The 19,676-nt window shown below is 47.0% G+C and carries 17 protein-coding genes; 12 read left to right on the top strand and 5 right to left on the bottom strand.

Features of this window, described 5'->3' with window-relative positions; translation table 11 throughout:
• Window positions 1-90: 90 nt before the first annotated feature.
• Window positions 91-918 carry a M14 family metallocarboxypeptidase gene (locus tag JM642_RS04515; protein ID WP_037421721.1) on the bottom strand — a complete coding sequence of 276 codons (828 nt, stop codon included), beginning with the start codon at window positions 916-918 and terminating at the stop codon, window positions 91-93.
• 159 nt (window positions 919-1,077) lie between these two features.
• On the opposite strand from JM642_RS04515, the gene JM642_RS04510 reads away from it, so the two are divergent.
• Complete coding sequence (locus JM642_RS04510) at window positions 1,078-2,493, top strand: pitrilysin family protein (RefSeq protein WP_203432970.1); 1,416 nt, start codon at window positions 1,078-1,080, stop codon at window positions 2,491-2,493.
• 26 nt (window positions 2,494-2,519) lie between these two features.
• Window positions 2,520-3,998: an insulinase family protein gene (locus JM642_RS04505; protein WP_203433731.1), complete on the top strand. Its 1,479-nt coding sequence runs from the start codon at window positions 2,520-2,522 to the stop codon at window positions 3,996-3,998.
• A gap of 5 nt (window positions 3,999-4,003) precedes the next feature.
• On the opposite strand, the gene JM642_RS04500 is transcribed toward JM642_RS04505, so the two are convergent.
• Window positions 4,004-4,855: a polymer-forming cytoskeletal protein gene (locus JM642_RS04500; RefSeq protein WP_203432968.1), complete on the bottom strand. Its 852-nt coding sequence runs from the start codon at window positions 4,853-4,855 to the stop codon at window positions 4,004-4,006.
• A gap of 205 nt (window positions 4,856-5,060) precedes the next feature.
• Between JM642_RS04500 and zapE the strand changes: the two genes are divergently transcribed.
• Window positions 5,061-6,266: a cell division protein ZapE gene (zapE, locus tag JM642_RS04495; RefSeq protein ID WP_203432966.1), complete on the top strand. Its 1,206-nt coding sequence runs from the start codon at window positions 5,061-5,063 to the stop codon at window positions 6,264-6,266.
• A gap of 51 nt (window positions 6,267-6,317) precedes the next feature.
• Here the strand turns inward: zapE and JM642_RS04490 are convergent, their stop codons facing one another.
• On the bottom strand, window positions 6,318-7,310 hold the full coding sequence (locus tag JM642_RS04490) for a LysR family transcriptional regulator (RefSeq protein ID WP_203432964.1): 993 nt from the start codon (window positions 7,308-7,310) through the stop codon (window positions 6,318-6,320).
• A 136-nt stretch (window positions 7,311-7,446) separates the two neighbouring features.
• On the opposite strand from JM642_RS04490, the gene JM642_RS04485 reads away from it, so the two are divergent.
• Window positions 7,447-8,406 (top strand): sodium-dependent bicarbonate transport family permease, encoded by a 960-nt coding sequence (locus JM642_RS04485; RefSeq protein ID WP_203432962.1) that lies wholly within the window; start codon window positions 7,447-7,449, stop codon window positions 8,404-8,406.
• A gap of 46 nt (window positions 8,407-8,452) precedes the next feature.
• Here JM642_RS04485 and JM642_RS04480 read toward each other — a convergent pair whose 3' ends face one another.
• Window positions 8,453-9,424: a sensor domain-containing diguanylate cyclase gene (locus JM642_RS04480; RefSeq protein ID WP_169547177.1), complete on the bottom strand. Its 972-nt coding sequence runs from the start codon at window positions 9,422-9,424 to the stop codon at window positions 8,453-8,455.
• A gap of 57 nt (window positions 9,425-9,481) precedes the next feature.
• Complete coding sequence (gene glnE / locus JM642_RS04475; RefSeq protein ID WP_203432960.1) at window positions 9,482-12,346, bottom strand: bifunctional [glutamate--ammonia ligase]-adenylyl-L-tyrosine phosphorylase/[glutamate--ammonia-ligase] adenylyltransferase; 2,865 nt, start codon at window positions 12,344-12,346, stop codon at window positions 9,482-9,484.
• Between the two features lie 254 nt (window positions 12,347-12,600).
• Here glnE and JM642_RS04470 point away from each other — a divergent pair, with 254 nt between their 5' ends.
• The 8 genes from JM642_RS04470 to JM642_RS04435 all read left to right on the top strand — a co-directional run bounded on the left by JM642_RS04470 (window position 12,601) and on the right by JM642_RS04435 (window position 19,635).
• Complete coding sequence (locus tag JM642_RS04470) at window positions 12,601-13,590, top strand: hypothetical protein (RefSeq protein ID WP_037430255.1); 990 nt, start codon at window positions 12,601-12,603, stop codon at window positions 13,588-13,590.
• Window positions 13,591-13,605: 15 nt separating this feature from the next.
• A complete protein-coding gene (locus JM642_RS04465; RefSeq protein WP_203432958.1) occupies window positions 13,606-14,505 on the top strand; it encodes a DUF350 domain-containing protein in 900 nt (299 codons plus the stop codon).
• A 4-nt stretch (window positions 14,506-14,509) separates the two neighbouring features.
• Window positions 14,510-16,234: a polyamine aminopropyltransferase gene (locus tag JM642_RS04460; protein ID WP_203432956.1), complete on the top strand. Its 1,725-nt coding sequence runs from the start codon at window positions 14,510-14,512 to the stop codon at window positions 16,232-16,234.
• Window positions 16,235-16,312: 78 nt separating this feature from the next.
• On the top strand, window positions 16,313-16,726 hold the full coding sequence (locus JM642_RS04455) for a DUF2170 family protein (RefSeq protein WP_007645549.1): 414 nt from the start codon (window positions 16,313-16,315) through the stop codon (window positions 16,724-16,726).
• Window positions 16,727-16,737: 11 nt separating this feature from the next.
• Window positions 16,738-17,427, top strand: coding sequence for a PspA/IM30 family protein (locus tag JM642_RS04450; RefSeq protein ID WP_037421761.1), 690 nt, complete (start codon window positions 16,738-16,740; stop codon window positions 17,425-17,427).
• 146 nt (window positions 17,428-17,573) lie between these two features.
• Window positions 17,574-18,227 (top strand): hypothetical protein, encoded by a 654-nt coding sequence (locus tag JM642_RS04445; protein WP_203432954.1) that lies wholly within the window; start codon window positions 17,574-17,576, stop codon window positions 18,225-18,227.
• A gap of 107 nt (window positions 18,228-18,334) precedes the next feature.
• Complete coding sequence (locus tag JM642_RS04440) at window positions 18,335-18,664, top strand: hypothetical protein (RefSeq protein WP_037421772.1); 330 nt, start codon at window positions 18,335-18,337, stop codon at window positions 18,662-18,664.
• Window positions 18,665-18,810: 146 nt separating this feature from the next.
• The gene (locus JM642_RS04435; protein ID WP_037421864.1) at window positions 18,811-19,635 is read left to right on the top strand and encodes an ion transporter; all 825 of its coding nucleotides are present in this window, start codon (window positions 18,811-18,813) and stop codon (window positions 19,633-19,635) included.
• Window positions 19,636-19,676 lie beyond the last annotated feature (41 nt).

The raw sequence follows: 19,676 nt of genomic DNA, 5'->3' as shown, positions 1-19,676 counted from the left end.
GTATGGCTAGTACGCAGTTAACGCTGCTTATTCTATAAAAATACCCGCCTCGGCGGGTATTTTTATATTGGTTGCAATCAAGCTTTGTAATCAATCACATAAAGGCGCGCATAGCGCTAAGAAGTGGGTCATTGCCGCGCTATTTGCTAACACCCGTTGATCAAAGTTTTGTAACGCAGGCGTTTCGGTACAGGCGCCAACACGCGCGCCACTACGCACTAAACATGCCTCAAACGAGGTATCGAAATGGTTGAAAATCAAGCCATCTTTAACCGGGCAACCATCAATCTCACCATCAACAGCGATGGGGAAATATCCTGCCAGCGTATCGCGTAAATCGAGACTAAAACGCCCTGGCACTTGGCTTGGCTCAAAAGAATAAACATAAGCTTCATGACTTAAGACGTCTTCATGGCAGGTTAAAATACCATCACGACTCGCTGCAATCAGTAATTGTGCGTGTTCTAACAGTAATTTACCTTCAACTGAGGTGCTCTCATTTGCCTTAGGTTTACCGTTTTCAAATACAAAGCCTCGGTTAGGGTTTTCACCAAATTTGTTAAATCGGTGGCCGCGTTTAAACCCCGTTGGATTCACCAAAGGCAAAATACTTAAATTTACCCGTTCGAATAATTCGACTGATGCCTCACTTAAAAAGTGCAGTAATCCCCAAGGACCAGCTGACTCTTCACCGTGAAATCCTGCGCTGATCAATAACGAAGGTAAGCCAGATTTCGCGGCAGGTGACTGATACAGACTGACACTGTATTTACCCACGTCACCGAGTTTTTTCTCAACCATCCCCAAACGGGACATTTCCTGCTCAAGCTGTAGATAAAAATTATCGATATCAGTGCTTTCACAGTTAAAAATATCGCTTTTCCACTGAAAGGATTCGAACGGAGATCTGCTTACCATATCTTGTACTTATGCCAGAAAAAGAACTGTGCCATCATAGCAGCTCTTTACAAAAACTGAATGCTATTCAACTGATTTAGATGAAATCCGACGAGTGTCTGACGCGCCAACACCACCACTGCGTTATGCCATCAATCGGAAATTGAGATGGGATGCCAAATGAACACACACACCCGCCTTGGACTTGCTATATTGGTGATGCTGCTTAGTCCAGCACTCAAGGCACAATGTCAAATCGAAGGCGCTGCAACGCTTTATCAATTAGAATCACGCATCGAAACTTACTCCCTCGCCAATGGCCTTACCGTACACTTATTGCCCCTTGAGGATAAACACACCCTCACCATTGCCAGCCAATTTACTGTGGGGGCGCGCAACGAGACTAAGGGGCAAACGGGATACGCGCATTTGTTCGAGCATATGTTATTCAAGGGCAGTGAACAGGCACCCGGCGACACCTATGCACAACAGCTAAGCGCCTTAGGTGCCCGCTTTAATGCCAGCACCCACTTCGATTACACCAATTACTATGTCACTCTGCCGAGCCAAGCCCTCGCCTTGGGCTTGTTCCTCGAGGCCGATCGTTTTATTCGCCCCGATTTGACCGAAACCACAGTGAAAAATCAGCAAGAAACCGTGCTCCAAGAGATGGCGCAAACCATAGATAATCAACCCTATGTGCGTAGTGCGATGGAATTTCTGCTAGCACAGGTTAAAGATACGCCCTATGGCCACGGTATTATCGGTAGCCGTGAGGATATTACTCAGGCAAGTCCCGAGCGGTTAATCGCCTTTCATCGCGCCCATTATCGTCCCGATGCGATGCAGCTATCTCTGGTCGGCAAACTTCCCTCCGACGTCAAGTCGCTTATAGCACAATACTTTAGTGCTTGGCCCACGCCTAATCAGCCGATTACCAAATTTGACGAGCTAAAAATTCACCCTAAGCCCGTGCATGCGGAGCTCATCGATGAACATGGCCCTTGGCCCGGCTTACTGCTTGCGTGGCATACGGTAGGTAAAAATCATCCCGATGCTGCCGCTATACGCCTGCTCGAAGGCTATTTATTTCAAAATACTCGCAGCGCCCTCGCACAAATCAGCCTGCACGATCCGGCACAAATGCTGAGTTATTCACTGCCCTTTGAGCTAGAAAATCATGGCATAACCAATCTGGTATTAGTGCCAAGGGCAAAAACCTCCCTTAATGCGCTAACTGACATGGTCTTAGCGTTAGTTAAGCAAACCCAACAAACTCGCATAAGTGATACAACGCTTTGTCAGCTCAAGCAAACCTGGTTAAATCAGCGTTTGGCAGAGCTCGACAACACTCAATCCCTAGCCACCTTACTATCAGCCACCGACAAACAGGATCAAGCCCATCCCTTAACGGCACAATGGGAAAGGATTAACGCAGTAACCACAGCGGATATCCAGCGCGTTGCCCTGCAATACTTTACTCCCAATATGGTCAGGGTTGATCTGTTACCGCCTTGGTATATCCGCTTTGGAAAAACCTTACTCGAATGGTTACCCACAGGTGTTAGCGACGATTTAGAGGATGCAGTGCTATGATGAAAACATTCAGATACAACTGCTTAATGCCAACATCAAGATTATCTAACGCACTGCAAACCATGAGTATTGGGCTTATTGCAGTCATACTTGGCGCCTGTCAGCAGACGCCGCTTAGCTTTACCCCAACTCAAGCGCCCAGTTTGGCAAACTTTGATACCCAACCCAACCTACCTCAAGTCGGAAATATTTATCTTCCCAATGAGCAACCTTTTATTGATGTCACCCCCAATGGCGTCACCCTACCTTACCAGTTACAGCGTACGACTAGCGCGACTCAAAACCTTAGTAACAGAATGAGCCTAGTAGCAATTAGCCCCACTATACCCTTTGATAATCCTGATATTTTACAAGTCGCCTTTCAGGAAAAAGCTCGTAGCCTAGCGTCGACCCAAGCCGATGCTTGCCTTGAAACCTTCGAAACTCGAGTCACGCTGCATAGCATTAATATCAGCTTAACGTGCCCCGCATCAGCTAATCATCTCTACCATTTACTGATACAGTTTTGGCAACCCGATGCATTTAGTGAAACGGCGGCAATCGATATCGATAATATTCGTCGTCAATTGAAGCTTAATAAGCATTTAAATGCCTTTAGTGGCGCCGAAATCGATAAAGTCTGGCGGGACAAACTCCTAGGGACTGCACATCCCTACAACAAGAACATCAACAATCAGGCCTTGTTTGACTCACTTAGCCTAAGCGAACTGTCGCGGCTACAGCAGAACACCTTTGCTCAGGCAAACTGGCAGTTATTTTTACCTAATCATGCGCAAACCGAGTTTGATATTAAGCAGAGCCTCAGCCAGTGGCCAACTCGCATAAATACTGGCTCTCCATCACACCTCATCAACACTCAACAGCCACCACAATCCCGCACGCTGTATTTGATTGATGCACCGGGTAGTGTGCAAACACAAGTGCGAATAGGGTATGCCCTAGACGATAAGCATTTGTCAGCGCAGGATATGCCATTAGCTTGCCGCAGCTTAGCCGCACTCTTAGGACGCAGTTTTTCCGGACGACTCTATTACGATTTGCGAGAAAAGCGTGGTTTGACCTACGGGATCTATGGTCAGTGCGCCAATGCACCACTCTCCACTAGCATCAAGTTTTATGGCAGCACGGCAATAGAACATACGGGCGCCTTTGTGGTGGGGATCTTAGATCATTTGAAACTGCTGGCTTCAACGCCTGCAAGCGAAGGGGAATTAGCCGCCCTAAAAACTTATCTGATTGGCGAATCCTTGTTAACGCAAGATAATCCTAACCTGAGCGAAACCCAATTTATTCATCAACAGGTGCTTAGATTAGATCCACAATCGATACAAGCCATAAACCTTAAACTGCAGGCGCTATCGCCCAGTCAGTTGATGCAACTAGCACAACAAGCGTTTTATGGTGAACCTTTAATCATTTTACGGGGAGATGTCGCCAAGATCTCGGCGGATCTCTCAGCTAAGCTGCCGGGATGGCAACTAGAGGAGGTCAAGGTGAATGATTGATATCGTTATAATTTATCCTTAGGAACATCACTCGCGTTGCCTTGCTGTAACATTTGGGCATGGCCTTGTTCCATTTGCGCTAAGTCTTCCATGGCAGCGCCCGAGTCGATATTCGTATGGGCTTGATGATGTTCAGCACTGCTGGTCTCGACCTTATCCGAGGTTATCAATGCAGCATTTTGTGACTCGTTATCGGCAGCGGCCATAACGCTATTTGGCGCTAAAGAGTCATCTTTTACTGGCGATAACAACATAGACTCAGTTGTCATTGACGGACTCGGCTCAGTACTCACTGACGTTGAAGCCGTTTGAGCAAGGGTTGTGAACCATGAAGTCAACGGTGTTGGTGCCATCATTCCAGCAACCGCGATGAGCGCAACTGCGGCAGCGCCATAGGACAACCATTTGTGTACTCCCTGCCGATGATCTTTAGGCTCGCTGGCATATAAGGCGTTAACGTGAGCGGTTTTCGCATTGGAAGCAATAACGTCTGGCGCTATGGTCTGAAGTAAATCGGGCAAATGATCCAATTCCGCATTTTTTAGGCGCTGACCGATAAATTGTCCGCCCTCATAAATCTCTAATTGATGGCTCAACACTTCGCCTTCAACGACACCAGAACTCATAATCACTAACTTATTACAACGCACTTTGCCACGAAAAACCCCGCAAACTCTCAGTTCATCACAACTCACTTCACCCGTGATCTCACCGCCAAACTCGATTTTAATCAGTCCAGCACCGCGGATCTTACCTGTTAATGCCCCCGCAACGAATGCCGTGCCCGCCAGTTGCATCTCACCTTCAATTGCGGTTGAGGCACTGATAAATGTGGCACTATGTCCTTTGCTACCCATAGGTTTAGTTCCAGATCATTATTTTTGTGAAAAAGATGTTAGGTTAAAAGTTCTCAATAATAAAGCATTGGATTCCTTTGATATTTAACTAGGCTGTGTTTTAGACAAGATTTTAGCCCTGCAACAATCTATGTTAGGCTGAAGACGATTGGGCTGATATCCCACCCCATATTGGTCCTAGCACCGCCTAAAATTGACTCAATTTATGACAAATTCCATGACCTTCAACCCGTTGTCACCGTCAACCCAAAACCAAACACCATTAGCCATTTATCAAGCTAAAATCGGGTTCGAGTTAATTGAGGATCCCGCGCAGGCGCAGGCAGTGCTCGCCTTAGATAAGTTGTATCAGCTGATTATTGGTAGAACAGACGCTCAGCCACTCAAAGGTTTATATCTATGGGGCGATGTCGGTCGCGGTAAAACCTTTCTGATGGATTTGTTCTTTGATGCTCTGCCACAGCAAGGAAAACTGAGATTGCACTTTCACCGCTTTATGGCGCGAGTGCACCAAGCCTTAAAGGAACATGCGGGGCAGCGCGATCCCCTTAAATTGATTGCAAAAAATTTAGCAAAGGAGTGTAAGGTACTCTGCTTCGATGAGTTTTTTGTCTCAGATATTGGCGATGCCATGATCCTCGCCGGATTGTTTGAAACCTTGTTTGCCCAAGGAGTCGTACTGGTTGCCACATCCAACATTCCCATCGAACGCTTATATGAAAATGGCCTAGCAAGGCACAGATTTTTACCCTGCATTGCCCAGCTCCTGGCCCATACCCAAATGCTGCATCTGAATGGCGAGCAAGACCACAGACTGCATGCATTAAATACTGAGCCGTCGGCGCAGGTCATTGCCGCCACCTCAAACCATATTGGACTAAGTGGCACACTGGATTTCGATGGTATTTTTACCACGCTCACTCAAGACGCAAACACTGTTCAAACAAGAACTCTGCGAGTCTGTCAGCGTGATATCCCCGTCGTGCGCGCCACTGCTGAAGGCCAACTCCCCTCCGTCGCTTGGTTCGACTTTTATGCCCTGTGTGATGGCCCGCGCTCACAACTCGATTACATCGAAATTGCCAGTCGATTTAAGATCGTATTGCTGAGCGGTGTTCCCAAACTGGGCGGCGAAGTAAAAAGCTGGATCCGCGCCCGTGGCACTGAGGATGGCACTGGTGCAAACCAAGCGGCCACTACGGGTGAGCGGCAACTCTCTTACGCCGCCAACGATGATCCTGCTCGGCGTTTTATCAGCCTTATCGATGAGTTATACGATCAAGATGCCAGTTTATATTTAAGCTGCGACGTCCCACTGATGGATCTCTACCAAGGCGGCGCCCTCAGTTTTGAGTTTCGACGCACCTATAGTCGGCTAATCGAAATGAGCCACAGCACAAAACAATCCTGAACCCTCAACACGCCCGAAGAAGCGGCAGCGGTCAACCTCTAACGTAACCCTTTACCGAGACAAACTTTCAGGCGCAAAGATAGCACTTAACTGCTGGATATCTGCCGCAACCCACTCTGGTTCGATACACTCGGCAAGATGGGTCGCCATAAACGCCACAAGCTGCATTGCGGCATAGGGCAAACGCTTGTCCCGACGGCCAACAAGATACCAATTACTCTCCAGCGGAAATCCGTTCACTGACAATACTGCTGGCTTTTCACGCCCTTCCTGCAAAGTGTGCGCTGAAATAACCGATAAGCCTAAGCCTGATGCCACGCTCAAGCGGATCGCTTCATTACTCTCAATTTGCATCGTTTCACTCAAGGCGATCCCTTGAGCGCTACACCAAGATTCAAACATCAGGCGAGTTGCCGAGCCGGGCTCGCGGATAATAAAACGCTCTTGCTTCAATTCACTAAAGCGAACTTGTTGACGGCCAACCGCCCAATGATCCTTAGGCGCAATAAGCTGCAGCGGATTTTTAATGATCCTCGCCGATAATACTTGCTCACCACTGGGTGGATGACTGAAGAGATATAAATCATCTTCTTGGCGCTCAAATCGTCCCAAAATATGCGCGCGGTTACCGATATTTAAGGTCACTTTGACCTGCGGAAATTGCCGATAAAACGCCCCTAAAATCCGTGGTACCACATATTTTGCCGTAGTCACTAAACCGATATTGATATGGCCAATGCTGCCACCTCTGGCTTGCTGGATAAAGGCATCGAAATCTTCAAAGCGGCTCAAAGTATCGCAGGCGGCTCGGTAAAGCTCTTGCCCTATTAAGGTTGGCGACATACGGCCATCAATACTGTTCAGCAAAGGTTCGCCCAAAATATCCGCTAACTTTTTAAGTTGCAGTGACACTGTGGGCTGAGTAAGGTGCAGGGTGCGAGCCGCCGCCGAAATATTGCCCAATCGAACCACCTGCACATAAACCTCAAGTAACCGAAAACTCAAATGCCGTAGTTTTAATTGACCTTGAGAAGATTTATCCATAGATAATTATCTATACCTAATTAGCAAATAATTTATTTTTCAATATATCGAATTAGGTTCAGAATCTCCAGCGTTCAATGGTTTTCAAATAAAATGATAGCCTTAAAATATTAATGCCTTTATTAATGAGATACTTATGCCAGATATTGTCATTGCATTTTTCGCCTTAGGTTTGCTCGCAGGCTTAGTCAAATCCGACCTTAAAGTGCCACCCGCCATTTACGAAACCCTATCCATTTTGTTAATGCTGACCTTAGGGTTAAAGGGCGGAATGGCACTGCATGGTCATACTCAACACTTAGTGATCACTGAACTCGTTGCTGTTGTTGCACTGGGTTTGATCATCCCATTAGTACTTTACCCTGTGCTCACGCGCTTAGTTCGGCTCGGACGCACGGATGCCATTAGTATCGCAGCCCATTATGGATCGGTCAGCGCAGGCACATTTGCCGTTGTTATCGCCATGGTGGAAAAATCAGGGATGATATTAAGACCGGAAACCACCTTATATTTGGTGTTACTCGAACTCCCAGCGATTGTGGTTATGCTCTGGTTACACCGATATTTAAGCGCTAAACAGCCGCTAGAAGCTACAGCGCCTAATACTCAGCAATCGAGCATACTGCATGAGGCCTTGACCAGCCGCGGCGTAATACTCCTAGTGGGTGGAGTCGTCATCGGTTGGCTTTATGGTCCGACAGGGCTTGCACCCATTAGTCCTGTATTACTAGGTGGTTTTAAAACGCTACTGGCCTTGTTTTTACTGGAGATGGGATTAGTCACAGCGAAAGTCTGTTTACCACTCCCATTGCAGCAGTGGCGCTTATTAGTGTTTGCCGCCGTCACACCTTTTATCTTGGCATGGTGTGGGATTGGAGTGGGGTTATGGCTCGAGTTACCGGCCGGAAGCATCTTAGTGCTTGCAGGTTTAAGTGCAAGTGCCTCTTATATTGCCGCCCCCGCCGCCATACGAGCCGCCATTCCCGAAGCGAATATCGGACTCGCTATGTTAGCATCCCTCGGGATTACCTTTCCGGTGAACGTGTTAATCGGTTTACCCTTGTACCAACACTGGATAATGCAAATTACCGGATAACAATTTGTCATAAGGGAGACTCAGGTCTCCCTTTTTATATCCGCCATTAAGGGTTATTTGAATGATGTTCGGCTTTATCTTGATACATTGCCCTATCGGCAGCATCGAGTAAATCCTCAAGATTGATATCCGAATCAGGCGACCAATGGGCGATACCTATACTGGTTTTTAAGGAGTTTTGCTGTGGATGTTGTTGATTATATTGGTCAAGTAATAATTGAAATCGTTTAATGGCAAAGCCAACGGTATCGGGCTGCACTAAACTTAATAGCACCACAAACTCATCACCACCTAATCTCGCGATTACATCGGATTCCCGAAATGCCGCCATTAAAATATGGGCAAAATCATAAAGTACCTGATCGCCCTTGCGATGGCCAAAACGGTCGTTGACCTCTTTAAAAAAATCCAGATCAAAAAAGACTAACGCTGCCTGAGAATCCATGCGTCGACAACTAGCAAGAGATTGGTAAGCAAGGAGTTCAAATCCTCTCCGATTAGAAATCATCGTTAAAGGATCTAAAGTATTCTGCGCAATAGACAACAACTCAGCCTCAACCATCTGCCCCAAATCCGTTAAGGTTTCGATATCATCTTCGCTAAATTCCCTCGGCTCATTATCAATTAAGCACAACGTCCCCACCCGATATTCGCTATGAATAGTCAAAGGATAACCAGCATAAAAACGAATATGGGGAGACTGAGTGACTAAAGGATTATCGTGAAAACGGGGATCCGTTAAGGCATCGTTAACGATAAAAATACCATCGTGATTAATGGCGTGGGCGCAAAACGAAACATCCCTTGATGTCTCAGTCACCGCTAATCCTTGCCGGGATTTAAACCATTGACGATTTGCATCAACTAAGGTCACCACGCAAATCGGCAGAGCAAAGATCCGCCGAGTCAGCCGAGTGATCCTGTCAAATCTTTCCTCGGCATCGGTATCGAGTATATTCAATGCCCTTAAGGTGGCTAAACGTTGCAACTCATTCTCTGGGATAGGAGGTAATTGCATAGCTCGCTCCAACTCTATATCAAGCATCGACTCACTACTTGATTCACTTGTTTTTACTTACTCAAGTATCGTCTGATAAATGGCGAGTATCCGCTCCGCATGAGCAGTTACATCGGCGTAAGCCAACTTCCCTGATTTTTGCTGTAGGGTTAAGCGATGATTTTCATCCCTTAACCAGCAATAACTTTGGGTTAAATGTTGAGCGCTCATCAGTGGCAAGAGCTCAAGCTCAGCCAACACGCCGAAGATACGCACATTATCTGACCAAATTGACAACTCAGGGTACTCATGAGCATTGGCGAGCACTAAGTATTGTGCAATAAACTCAATATCCGCAATCCCGCCAGGACTCTGTTTTAAATCAAACTCACCTTCGGCAACCTTAAGCAAATGGTCGCGCATCTTCTGCCGCATCTCACGAACCGCTTTTTTAAGCTCGTCTTTGTCCCTTGGCTGCTCTAAGACTGAAGCGCGGATTTGGCTAAACTTGACAGCCAAGCTATTATCACCAAAAACAAAACGTGAACGCACTAACGCTTGATGTTCCCACGTCCACGCCTCTTGGGTTTGATATTCACTAAAGCGGGCGATCTCACTCACCATAAGACCCGATGCCCCCGAAGGACGCAGGCGCATATCCACTTCATACAGCTCACCCGAGGTCGTTCGAGTCGAAAATAAGTGCAGAATACGTTGAGCAAGTTTAAGGTAAAAATGACCGACTTCAATCGGTCTATCACCATTGGTTAGGCTATTGGTCATATTTTCCGGTGCTTCATACAGAAAAACCAAATCTAAATCTGAGCCATAGCCCAGCTCAATCCCCCCTAACTTGCCGTAACCAATCACCGCAAAGCCCGTATCACTGCTTTCCTCTAGATAACTCGGCACGCCATGGCGCACCGCTATCTGCTGCCATGCCTGCATCACCACTTGTTCGATAATGGCTTCAGCCAAAAAAGTCAAATGGTCACTCACCTGCATCACAGGCAATACACCGGTGACATCGGCGGCGGCAATTTTAAGTTGTTGCGATAACTTAAATTGACGCAGTGCCTCCATTTGCTGCTCCATATCATCCTCTGGTACCCGCAGCAGATACTGGCGCAGCTCACTCGGATAATCATCCAGCGAAGTTGTATCGTATAGATGCGCTGGGTCGATAAGCTCATCAAGCAGCATAGGAAACTTTGCAAGTTGCACTGCAATCCAAGGACTTGCGCAGCACAGACTCACCAGTTGCTGACGGGCGCCGGGGTTTTCGCACAGTAACTCAAGGTAGGTAGTACGCGTTAAAATTTGCTCAAGCACTTTAGACACGGGCTCAAAAGCCGCCGACGGGCTAGGTTGATTAAGCAACTCGTCGAGCAACCTTGGCATTAATTTATCGAGAGTTTCACGTCCACGCGGGCCAATCGAGCGTTTCGTCACGGTTTCACGCCAACGACTCAGTAAAGGCCAGAGTTTTTCATCATCAATCTGCTGCTCGGCTAACAAGTTGATTGCGTGATCATCCTGCTGTACGTTCCACAACTGCGCTGTCCAATGCTCGGCTTTTTCTTCGCCTTCTTCGCCGCCAACGGTAGCCTTAAAGTGACGATGAATTTTCGCCATCGCCGCCTCGATATGGGTACGAAGATCCGTTTCATTAGCTATCTCGAGCACATAACAAAGTCTCTCCCAATCAAGAGGATTATTCGGCAAGGTTTGCGTTTGTTTATCATCAATCGCTTGCAAAATATTCTCGACACGGCGCAGCAATAAATAACTGTGTTTTAGCTCATCGACCGCCAGATATTCAAACTGCCCAAGGCTATAAAGGGTGCCCATAGCACCAAACAGACTTTGCTGGCGCAGCGAGGGTTCACGACCACCACGGATCAACTGGAAGCTTTGTACAACGAACTCCACCTCACGAATCCCTCCCGCACCGAGCTTAATATTGTCGGTTAACTGACGACGGCGGACTTCTTGTGCGATGAGTTGTTTCATTTTTCGCAGGGATTCAATCGCCGAAAAATCGATATAACGGCGATAAACAAAGGGGCGCAACAAACTGTGTAGCTCGTCGGAAAAATGATTCCAAGGCCCGAGCGAGCGGGCTTTAACCATGGCATAGCGCTCCCAATCACGCCCTTGCTCTTGGTAATAATCCTCAAGACCACTAAAGCTCACGACTAAAGGCCCGCTCTCGCCATAAGGGCGCAGGCGCATATCGACGCGGAATACAAAACCATCAACGGTAATTTGGTCGAGTAAATTAACAAGCCGCTGTCCCATTCGGATGAAAAACTGTTGATTATCAAGGCTACGACGACCACCAACTGTTTCACCATGTTCTGGGAAAGTAAAAATCAGATCGATATCAGAAGAGAAGTTCAGCTCTCGGCCACCGAGTTTTCCCATACCCAAAATTAACAGCGGTTGAGGATTACCCGCCTTATCCATTGGTGTCCCGTATTGCGCGCACATCTCTTTATAAAGCCAATCCCTTGCGCCAATAACTAACGCCTCTGCGAGCGCAGAAAGATCGAGCAAAGACTCCTCTAAGCTGGCGTAATCTAAAAAGTCTCGCCATGCTAACCGCACCATTTGATAATTACGGAATCGACGCAATAGGCGTTTTGCCATGTCTTCGGTAGTGGCGCTGGTTAATAGCTCGCGTAACTGGGCATCAAACAATTTTCGTTCGACTTGCTGCAAATCATCGGCAAACAGGGTGTTGATCCATTCAGGAGAACGAGTTAACTGCGCCGCGATATAATCGCTTAATCCTAAAACGTTTTTTAGTTCCTGCTGCTGCGCAGGCGTTAAATTTGCCAGTCCTTCTGACCATACTTCAGCGAGACGTGCCCAATGGCGCTCTGCGGCTTGAGTGATGAGGGGAGACAATGACTTATTACTGTCTTTTTGTACGGCCATAATAATCCCTAACAAATTTAAACATCGACATATTATGTCACAAATGATATAGAATGAAATCGCATCAGGTTTAACAAAGTTGCTATGCCTTAACGCGTGTTTCTATAAATGGCAAAACTTAAGTTCCCTCAAGAGAGCAACCCCTCTTTCTTGGCTGTTTAGGGTACTATAACCTGCGAGGCAAACATATTGGGCAAGTTGATTATTATTGTCCGCCCATATTTGAGTTTTATTTCAGCACTTTTGGAGAAAACATGGCAGGAATGCTAATGCGTGTTCTCACGTCGATGCTCATTTTGGCCGCGACCTTATCGCTAACGGGTTGTGGCGATGATCGGCCGGAGAAAATAGAGAAGTATCAACAACTCACAGAGCAGCGTCTCACAACCCTCAATACCATGCTTGATGACGGTCAGGTGCGTAATGCTAATCTGCTCAAGCAATATAGCAGCTTGCTAAAACAGCAAAAGCCCGATTTAGCGCCATTAGTGGATGAATTAGCCAAGGATGCAACCGCCGAAGGGCCCATGTATGCCTCGCTCAAACGCCGCTTAGCTGATGCCAAAAATTCGGCCAACTTTACCGATCTCGACCAACAATTAGCCGAGGTTGAGAATCTCTATCAAGCAGCCGATCCTAGCCTGTATAACGACATGCTATCCGATCCGGTGAACGTGATCGCAGATATGTCAGAGGGTAAGCTTGCCCGTGTCAATGCCATCAGCCGTGAAGCGGCGGCCCTTGCCAATAATGCCGAGGACTATGGCCCTGGTAGTCAACTAGTGGGTAACCCAGCTTATGGAAGCTGGCAGACTGACTCTAGTGGCATGTCTTTCTGGGCTTGGTACGGCATGTATTCCATGTTTTCCAACATTTTTCAGCGTCCAATCTATTACGACCGCTGGTCAGGTAACCGTGGATATAGTTATTACAACGACGTTGGCCGATATCGCTACACCTCGCCAAAACAGGTAGAAGCTCAAGCTAGAGTCTTTGCAGAAACGAAAAAACGTTTTGATTCTCAAGGAAAGCGCTTCGATAGCCCCTATGCAAAATCGCGTACAGGCTCAACCGCACTCTCCCGCGAGAGCACTAGCGCCCCCAAAGCAAATACTGCTGGTTCGAGCTCAGCAAATAAGTCAGGCGCGCAATCGGGCAGTAAATTCCGCTCAAATTATTCTAAAGACAGCAGTTTCCGTAATTCCAGCAACCGCACGACCCGCAGTGTGCGCCGAGGCAAGTAACGTAAAGGATCTCCCATGACACTATTTCAGGATTTCGGTATCACACCAGAGCTAGTCACCATACTCGCAATCGACCTTACCATTGCGGTTATCCTATTAACGTTAATGCGTTATTTACAAGGATGGAGCGTAAGAGTAAATAGCAGTAAAGAACTGGCTGAACGCGATAACTTTGCCTTTGGGATCAGTACTGCTGGCGCAGTTGCTGCGTTAGGCATAGTGCTCACAGGCGCCATCACAGGTGCCGCAGCGCCCTCCTATTTAACCGAAGCGATAGGCATGAGTGCCTATGGTTTATTTGGCCTAATACAGATTAAATTCGGTCGCTTTCTACACGATAAAATCGCGTTAAACGAACTCGATAAAAACCAGCAAATTGTTAAAGGTAACGTGTCTGTCGCCATTGTGGATGCCAGTGTTGCTATTGCCACCGCTATTATTATTCGTGCGGTACTGTTATGGGCTGAAGATTTAACAATCGACACTTTTATTGCCATCTTTAGCGCCTTTGCGATTTCACAACTCATGCTGGTGCTTCTCACCCGCTTACGTGAAAAACGTTTCGCAAGCCGTAACCAAGATTCATCAATGCAACAGGCACTCGCTCAAGGCCATACCGCTTTAGCCATCCGCCACGCCGGATTTATGATCGCTATGGCGCTCAGCTTTAATGCTGCGAGTCACTTTATTCTTTTCAATCCAACGGCCTATGTCACTAACATCATTGGTTGGTTAGTGTTCTCCATCATCATGTTGGTCGTACTGACACTGTTGTTGTTTGTGATTAAAAAGCTGGTTTTAGCACGGATCAATTTAGCGGATGAAGTCGAAAGACAACACAATATTGGTATCGCAGCCGTGGAAATGGCCATCAGTATTGCAATCGCACTTATCCTCACGGCCCTAATGGCATAAACACATGCACGAGTCACAATTAACCACTGCGGCGGCTAAACCTAGCCGCCTAGGCTGGTTCGACGATGCCCTATTACTGGGCATAATGGCCGTGCTCGCTGGGTGCGGTCTTATCTACGAATATCTGCTATCCCACTACGCAGGCCGGATTTTAGGCGCACTTGAGGCCGCCATCTATACCATGATCGGTCTGATGATCGTCTCCATGGGCCTTGGGGCCTTTGCCGCGCGTAAAATTAAAGATGCGTTCACTGGCTTTGTGGTGCTCGAACTCACCGTCGCGCTCTGTGGTTCGCTGGCAATTCTAATTACCGCTGCCGTGATAGGTTTTGGCCAACAACTACCGATGATCATCGCCAGCACCTTGGGCTTGCCGCCGGATCAACTGCCCGAAGGTGGGATGATTGGCACGCTACAAAAGCTTAGCGAATATCTACCTTATGTCTGGGGCGTGCTGCTCGGCTTGATGATCGGGATGGAAATCCCACTGATCGCAAGGGTAAGACAATCCCTTTCAGATGAACACCTACTCCACAATGCGGGCACAATTTACGGCGCAGATTATATAGGCGCAGGAGTTGGCGCAGCCATTTGGGTCGGCTTTATGCTGGCTATTGACATACAACTGGCCGCAGCACTCACCGCCAGCTTTAACTTGTTAGCTGGGTTTGTATTTATCTGGCGCTTTTGGCCAAAGATCCAAAGACCGAAATTACTGTTAGTGGGCCACTTAGTCGTCACTGGCGTATTGTTGCTGCTCGCCATTCGAGGGCCAAGCTGGGAGCAACAGTTCAACAATCTACTTTACAAAGATAAGGTGGTCTATTCCAAGGCAACACGTTTTCAACAGCTGACCTTTACAGAGCGCCTACGCGGCAATGGTCTTCCCCCCGTATATGCCTTATATATCAATGGTCGTTTACAGTTTTCGAGTAGCGATGAACACATTTACCATGCGTTTTTAGTTCATCCAACCCTTGCGGCTAGTGCTCGTCATAACAAGGTATTAATCATTGGTGGCGGTGATGGGCTGGGCCTAAAACAAGTATTGCGCTGGGAACCTGAGCAAGTGACCTTACTCGACCTTGATGCGGCATTGGTGCAACTGTTTAAATCCCCCGATTCTGATATGCCTGCGCGTTTAAGCCAAGCCCTGCTATCACTCAATGGCAATGCGTTTAACGATCCTCGAGTAACGGTCATCCACGATGATGCCTTTAATGGAGTAGATAAACTGATTGCGAAAGGGGATAAATATGATGCGATTATTGTGGATTTACCCGATCCCAACCATCCAGATCTGAATAAGCTTTACTCTGATTATTTCTATCGAAAACTTAAGGAACTAATGAGCAGTGATGGCGCTCTGACAGTACAGTCAACGTCACCCTATCATGCGCAAAAAGCCTTTATCTCAGTAGCAAAAACCTTGGCATTAGCGGGATTTGATGTAAAACAATATCACCACAATGTCCCTAGTTTTGGCGAATGGGGTTGGAGTATTGCCACCTTAAATGGCAAAGATGCTCAACATCGTTTAGCGCAGCTGACAGAGCTGCCTATTGTGGATGACTGGCTAACCTTAGGTTTAGTTAAAGGCGCGTTTGAATTTCCTGCCAATTTTTATCAGGATGCGACCAATATAAAGCCCAATGAACTGGGGTCATTACAGTTGTACCATTATCATCAACAGGCTTGGTCCGAAACCCAAGGACTGGATCTTTTTTAACGGATGAAGATAGTACTTGACATATTATGTCTCAGTGCTATCTTTGAACACAGACATAATATGTCAATAAGGACAAATATGAATATCCATACTCTTGCTAATCACCTCAACAGCCTTGGCAATAACAGCCAAACCGGCTTCCAATTCGATTGCTATCCAATTGATGGTGAAGTCGAAGTGTTGCAAGTGAATGTGGTCGGCCGTGAAGAAATCCCGGTATTCGTATCGGTTACGGATAACCAAATTCTCTGCATCAGTTACCTGTGGGGCGAAAATGAAGTAAACCAAGAACGTCGCAGTGAAATGTTTGAAACCATGCTCGAATTGAACATTCCAATGCCATTGTCAGCCTTTGCCAAGATTGATGACAAATACGTGGTTTACGGTGCACTGTCTCTGCAATCTAGCATGCTCGAAATCGAGCAAGAGCTAGCAGTATTATCCGATAACTGTTTAGAAGTTATCGATGAAATGGTCGACTATCTGAAATAAGGAGCCACAACATGGGCATTCTGAATAAAATTTTAACAGCGTTTCGCGGTGGTGCCACCGAAGTTGGCCAAAGCATCGTAGACGCAAACTCGACCCGAATTTTCGAACAGGAAATCCGCGATGCCGAGAAACATTTAACCAACGCCAAGCGCGAACTGACCGATGTCATGGCCAAAGAAATGCAAGCCAGCCGCGAAGTTGACCGCTTAAAGCGTTCAATTGCTGAGCACGAAGGCTATGTCGCCCAAGCGTTAGACAAAGGCAATGAAGCCTTAGCGATTGAAGTGGCGGAAAAAATTGCCCAATTGGAGCAAGAACTATCTGAGCAGCAGACCGCCAATGATAGCTTCAGCGCCCATGCGGTACGCTTAAAAGATTTGGTGAAGAAAACCGAGCGTCAACTGTCTGATTATCAACGTCAGTTAAGCATGGTAAAAACCACCGAAAGCGTGCAAAAAGCCACGGCAACGATTACCGACTCTTTCGCATCAAGCAACTCTAAGCTACTGAATGCAAAAGACTCTTTAGAGCGTATCAAAGCGCGTCAGCAGCAGTTTGATGACAGATTAAAAGCAGCTGAAGCCTTAGCCGAAGAAGGCAGTGATAAATCATTGCAGGCTAAGTTAGCTGAAGCGGGCATTGGTGAGCAAAAATCCAATGCTAACGCTGTGCTCGAACGTATCAAGGCACGTAAAAGCTAATTAAGATTGACCAAACGCCGAGCACTGATGGGACCATCACCCCCTATTGTGCTCGGCTTTTTTGTTTTAGGTATACCAACATTCACCCAAGTCTAAGCTAACTCATGGGTTAGTTCAGAACATTGGCGCACAGCTTAGGAGCGAATATGGGATTTTTTAACAGTATTTTTGGTAAAAAGGCGCCTCCAGCGCGTGAACTCAATCATCCCTCCGCGCTCAAGATCGGTGACATGATCTCCATCGACAATAGTTTTGCACTGCCACCACAATTGCGCGGCCAACAACTCAAAGTCGAAGCCGTTAATACCTACGAATTTGAACGTAAACAACAAACCGAATGGGTACTCAAAGGGCATGGTAGTGACACCTTGTTTTTAAGCATCGAAGAAGACGATGAAACTTACCTTGCTTTTTCCCTTAAAATTACCCGCTCCCAGGTTGAGCAAATATTCGACCTAGAGCAATTTAGTACCCTGTTCGATGAGCCTGGACACGCGGAGCTCACCACCCAAGAGTTATCGCCAGATATAGCTGAACAACTCGAACAATGGTTGGGCAAGCAATACCACCAAGTGAGTTTTGCACTCTTTGGCTACTTTCACCGTGAAGATTATCGAGGACTTAAACCGCCGCAGGATGCCAATGGCGCCAGCGGTGAACCCTTCGAATATTATTTGCTGCTCGATGATGACGAAAGCCGCGCAGTAGAAGTTGAAGTGTATGAGGGTGGCGATACCGATGTGGTACTGACCTTATACCGCCCCTTGTCGGACATTCGCGACTACTGGCCAGGTCAGTAAAATTTGGCAAAAGATAAAGTGCGTGACTCGCACTTTATCGCTTAAGCCATTACAATCCCCATTGAATTGGCTCGCAATATACGGTTGATAGCAACAGGTAAAACCCAATGAGTAAAATGAAACACCCTCTTCCAGAGCAATGGCAGAAGAACCAAGATGCTGCAAAGGCGACTCAAGTGGCTTTCGACCTCGATGAAAAGTTTCAATATTCTATTCGTAAAGCGGCGCTCGATGCGGGCGTTAGCCCTTCCGATCAGATCAGAACGATTTTGGGCTTAAGTGTTTCAAAACGTCCGACTCGCCCCCGTTTAACCGTGTCACTTAACGCCGACGATTATGTGCAACTTGCTGAAAAATACGGCCTAAGTGCTGATGCCCAGCTTGAAATTAAACGTAGAGTACTTGAAGATCTCGTACGCTTTGTCGCAAAGGACTAATAATTTCAGCGTTAATCCTGCACAAAAATCGGCGTCAAATGGCCTGACTGGACTAACTCGGGCGATTTATCACAAAGTTAATTTACTCATAGCGTAAACTCTTTTACCTTAAACATTCGCCTTAAAACACAGGGATCATGTTAGGCATGACAGATAAAACCTCTTGGTCACTCCGCGCCGTTGGTAATCCCTCACCCATCGAAGTTGCAATGATGCTGCTATCGCTGCTATCGGTGATCATAGTGCTAGTGATGACCTTTGGCCGTCTCGATACAGAAACCTATCGATTACTCTTTTTCATCGATACCACGATTTGCATGATTTTTATGGTCAACTTTTTTGCTGGCCTATTACGCTCGCGGAATAAACTCTTTTACCTACGCCATCATTGGATCGACTTCATCGCCAGTATTCCTGCTATTGAGGCGCTACGCATTGCACGGGTCTTCCAAATCCTACGGGTGATCCGTTTAATCCGTATGAGCCGCTCCTTCCTTATCCCACTGATAAAACAACGTAAACAAGCCACCCTTGCCAGTTTGCTGGTGGCGATGGTGACCATTTTAACCTTCGCTTCAATTATTATTTTGATTGTCGAAAGCGGCACTGAAGGCGCGAATATCCAAACCGCCGAGCAGGCTATTTGGTGGGCATTAGTGACCATTTCGACCGTAGGTTACGGCGACTTTTATCCCGTCAGCACCGCGGGGCATATTGTGGGTGGCATAGTGATCGTTAGTGGTGTGAGTTTTTTCGGGGTAATTTCGGGCTATATGGCTTCTGTGTTTGTTGCACCAGATGAAAGCGAACGACAGGAGCGCCAAGATGCCCATAAGGCAGAAATCAAGTCAGAACTTGAACTAGCGCTTGCTAGAATGGAAGAAACCCAGCGGCAAATGGAGCAAAATCAGGCACAGATGCTGGCCAAAATTGCTGAGTTAAAACAAGCATTAGAAGCCCAAAAAAATTAGGAAGGCACTGCCTTCCTAAGCTTCGTTCAATATGGCTATTC

It is taken from the genome of Shewanella sp. LZH-2 (assembly GCF_016859145.1).
GTDB classification, from domain to species: Bacteria; Pseudomonadota; Gammaproteobacteria; order Enterobacterales; family Shewanellaceae; genus Shewanella; species Shewanella xiamenensis.
Note: the sequence above shows the minus strand (reverse complement) of the source record. Positions and strands in the feature narration are given on the sequence as shown.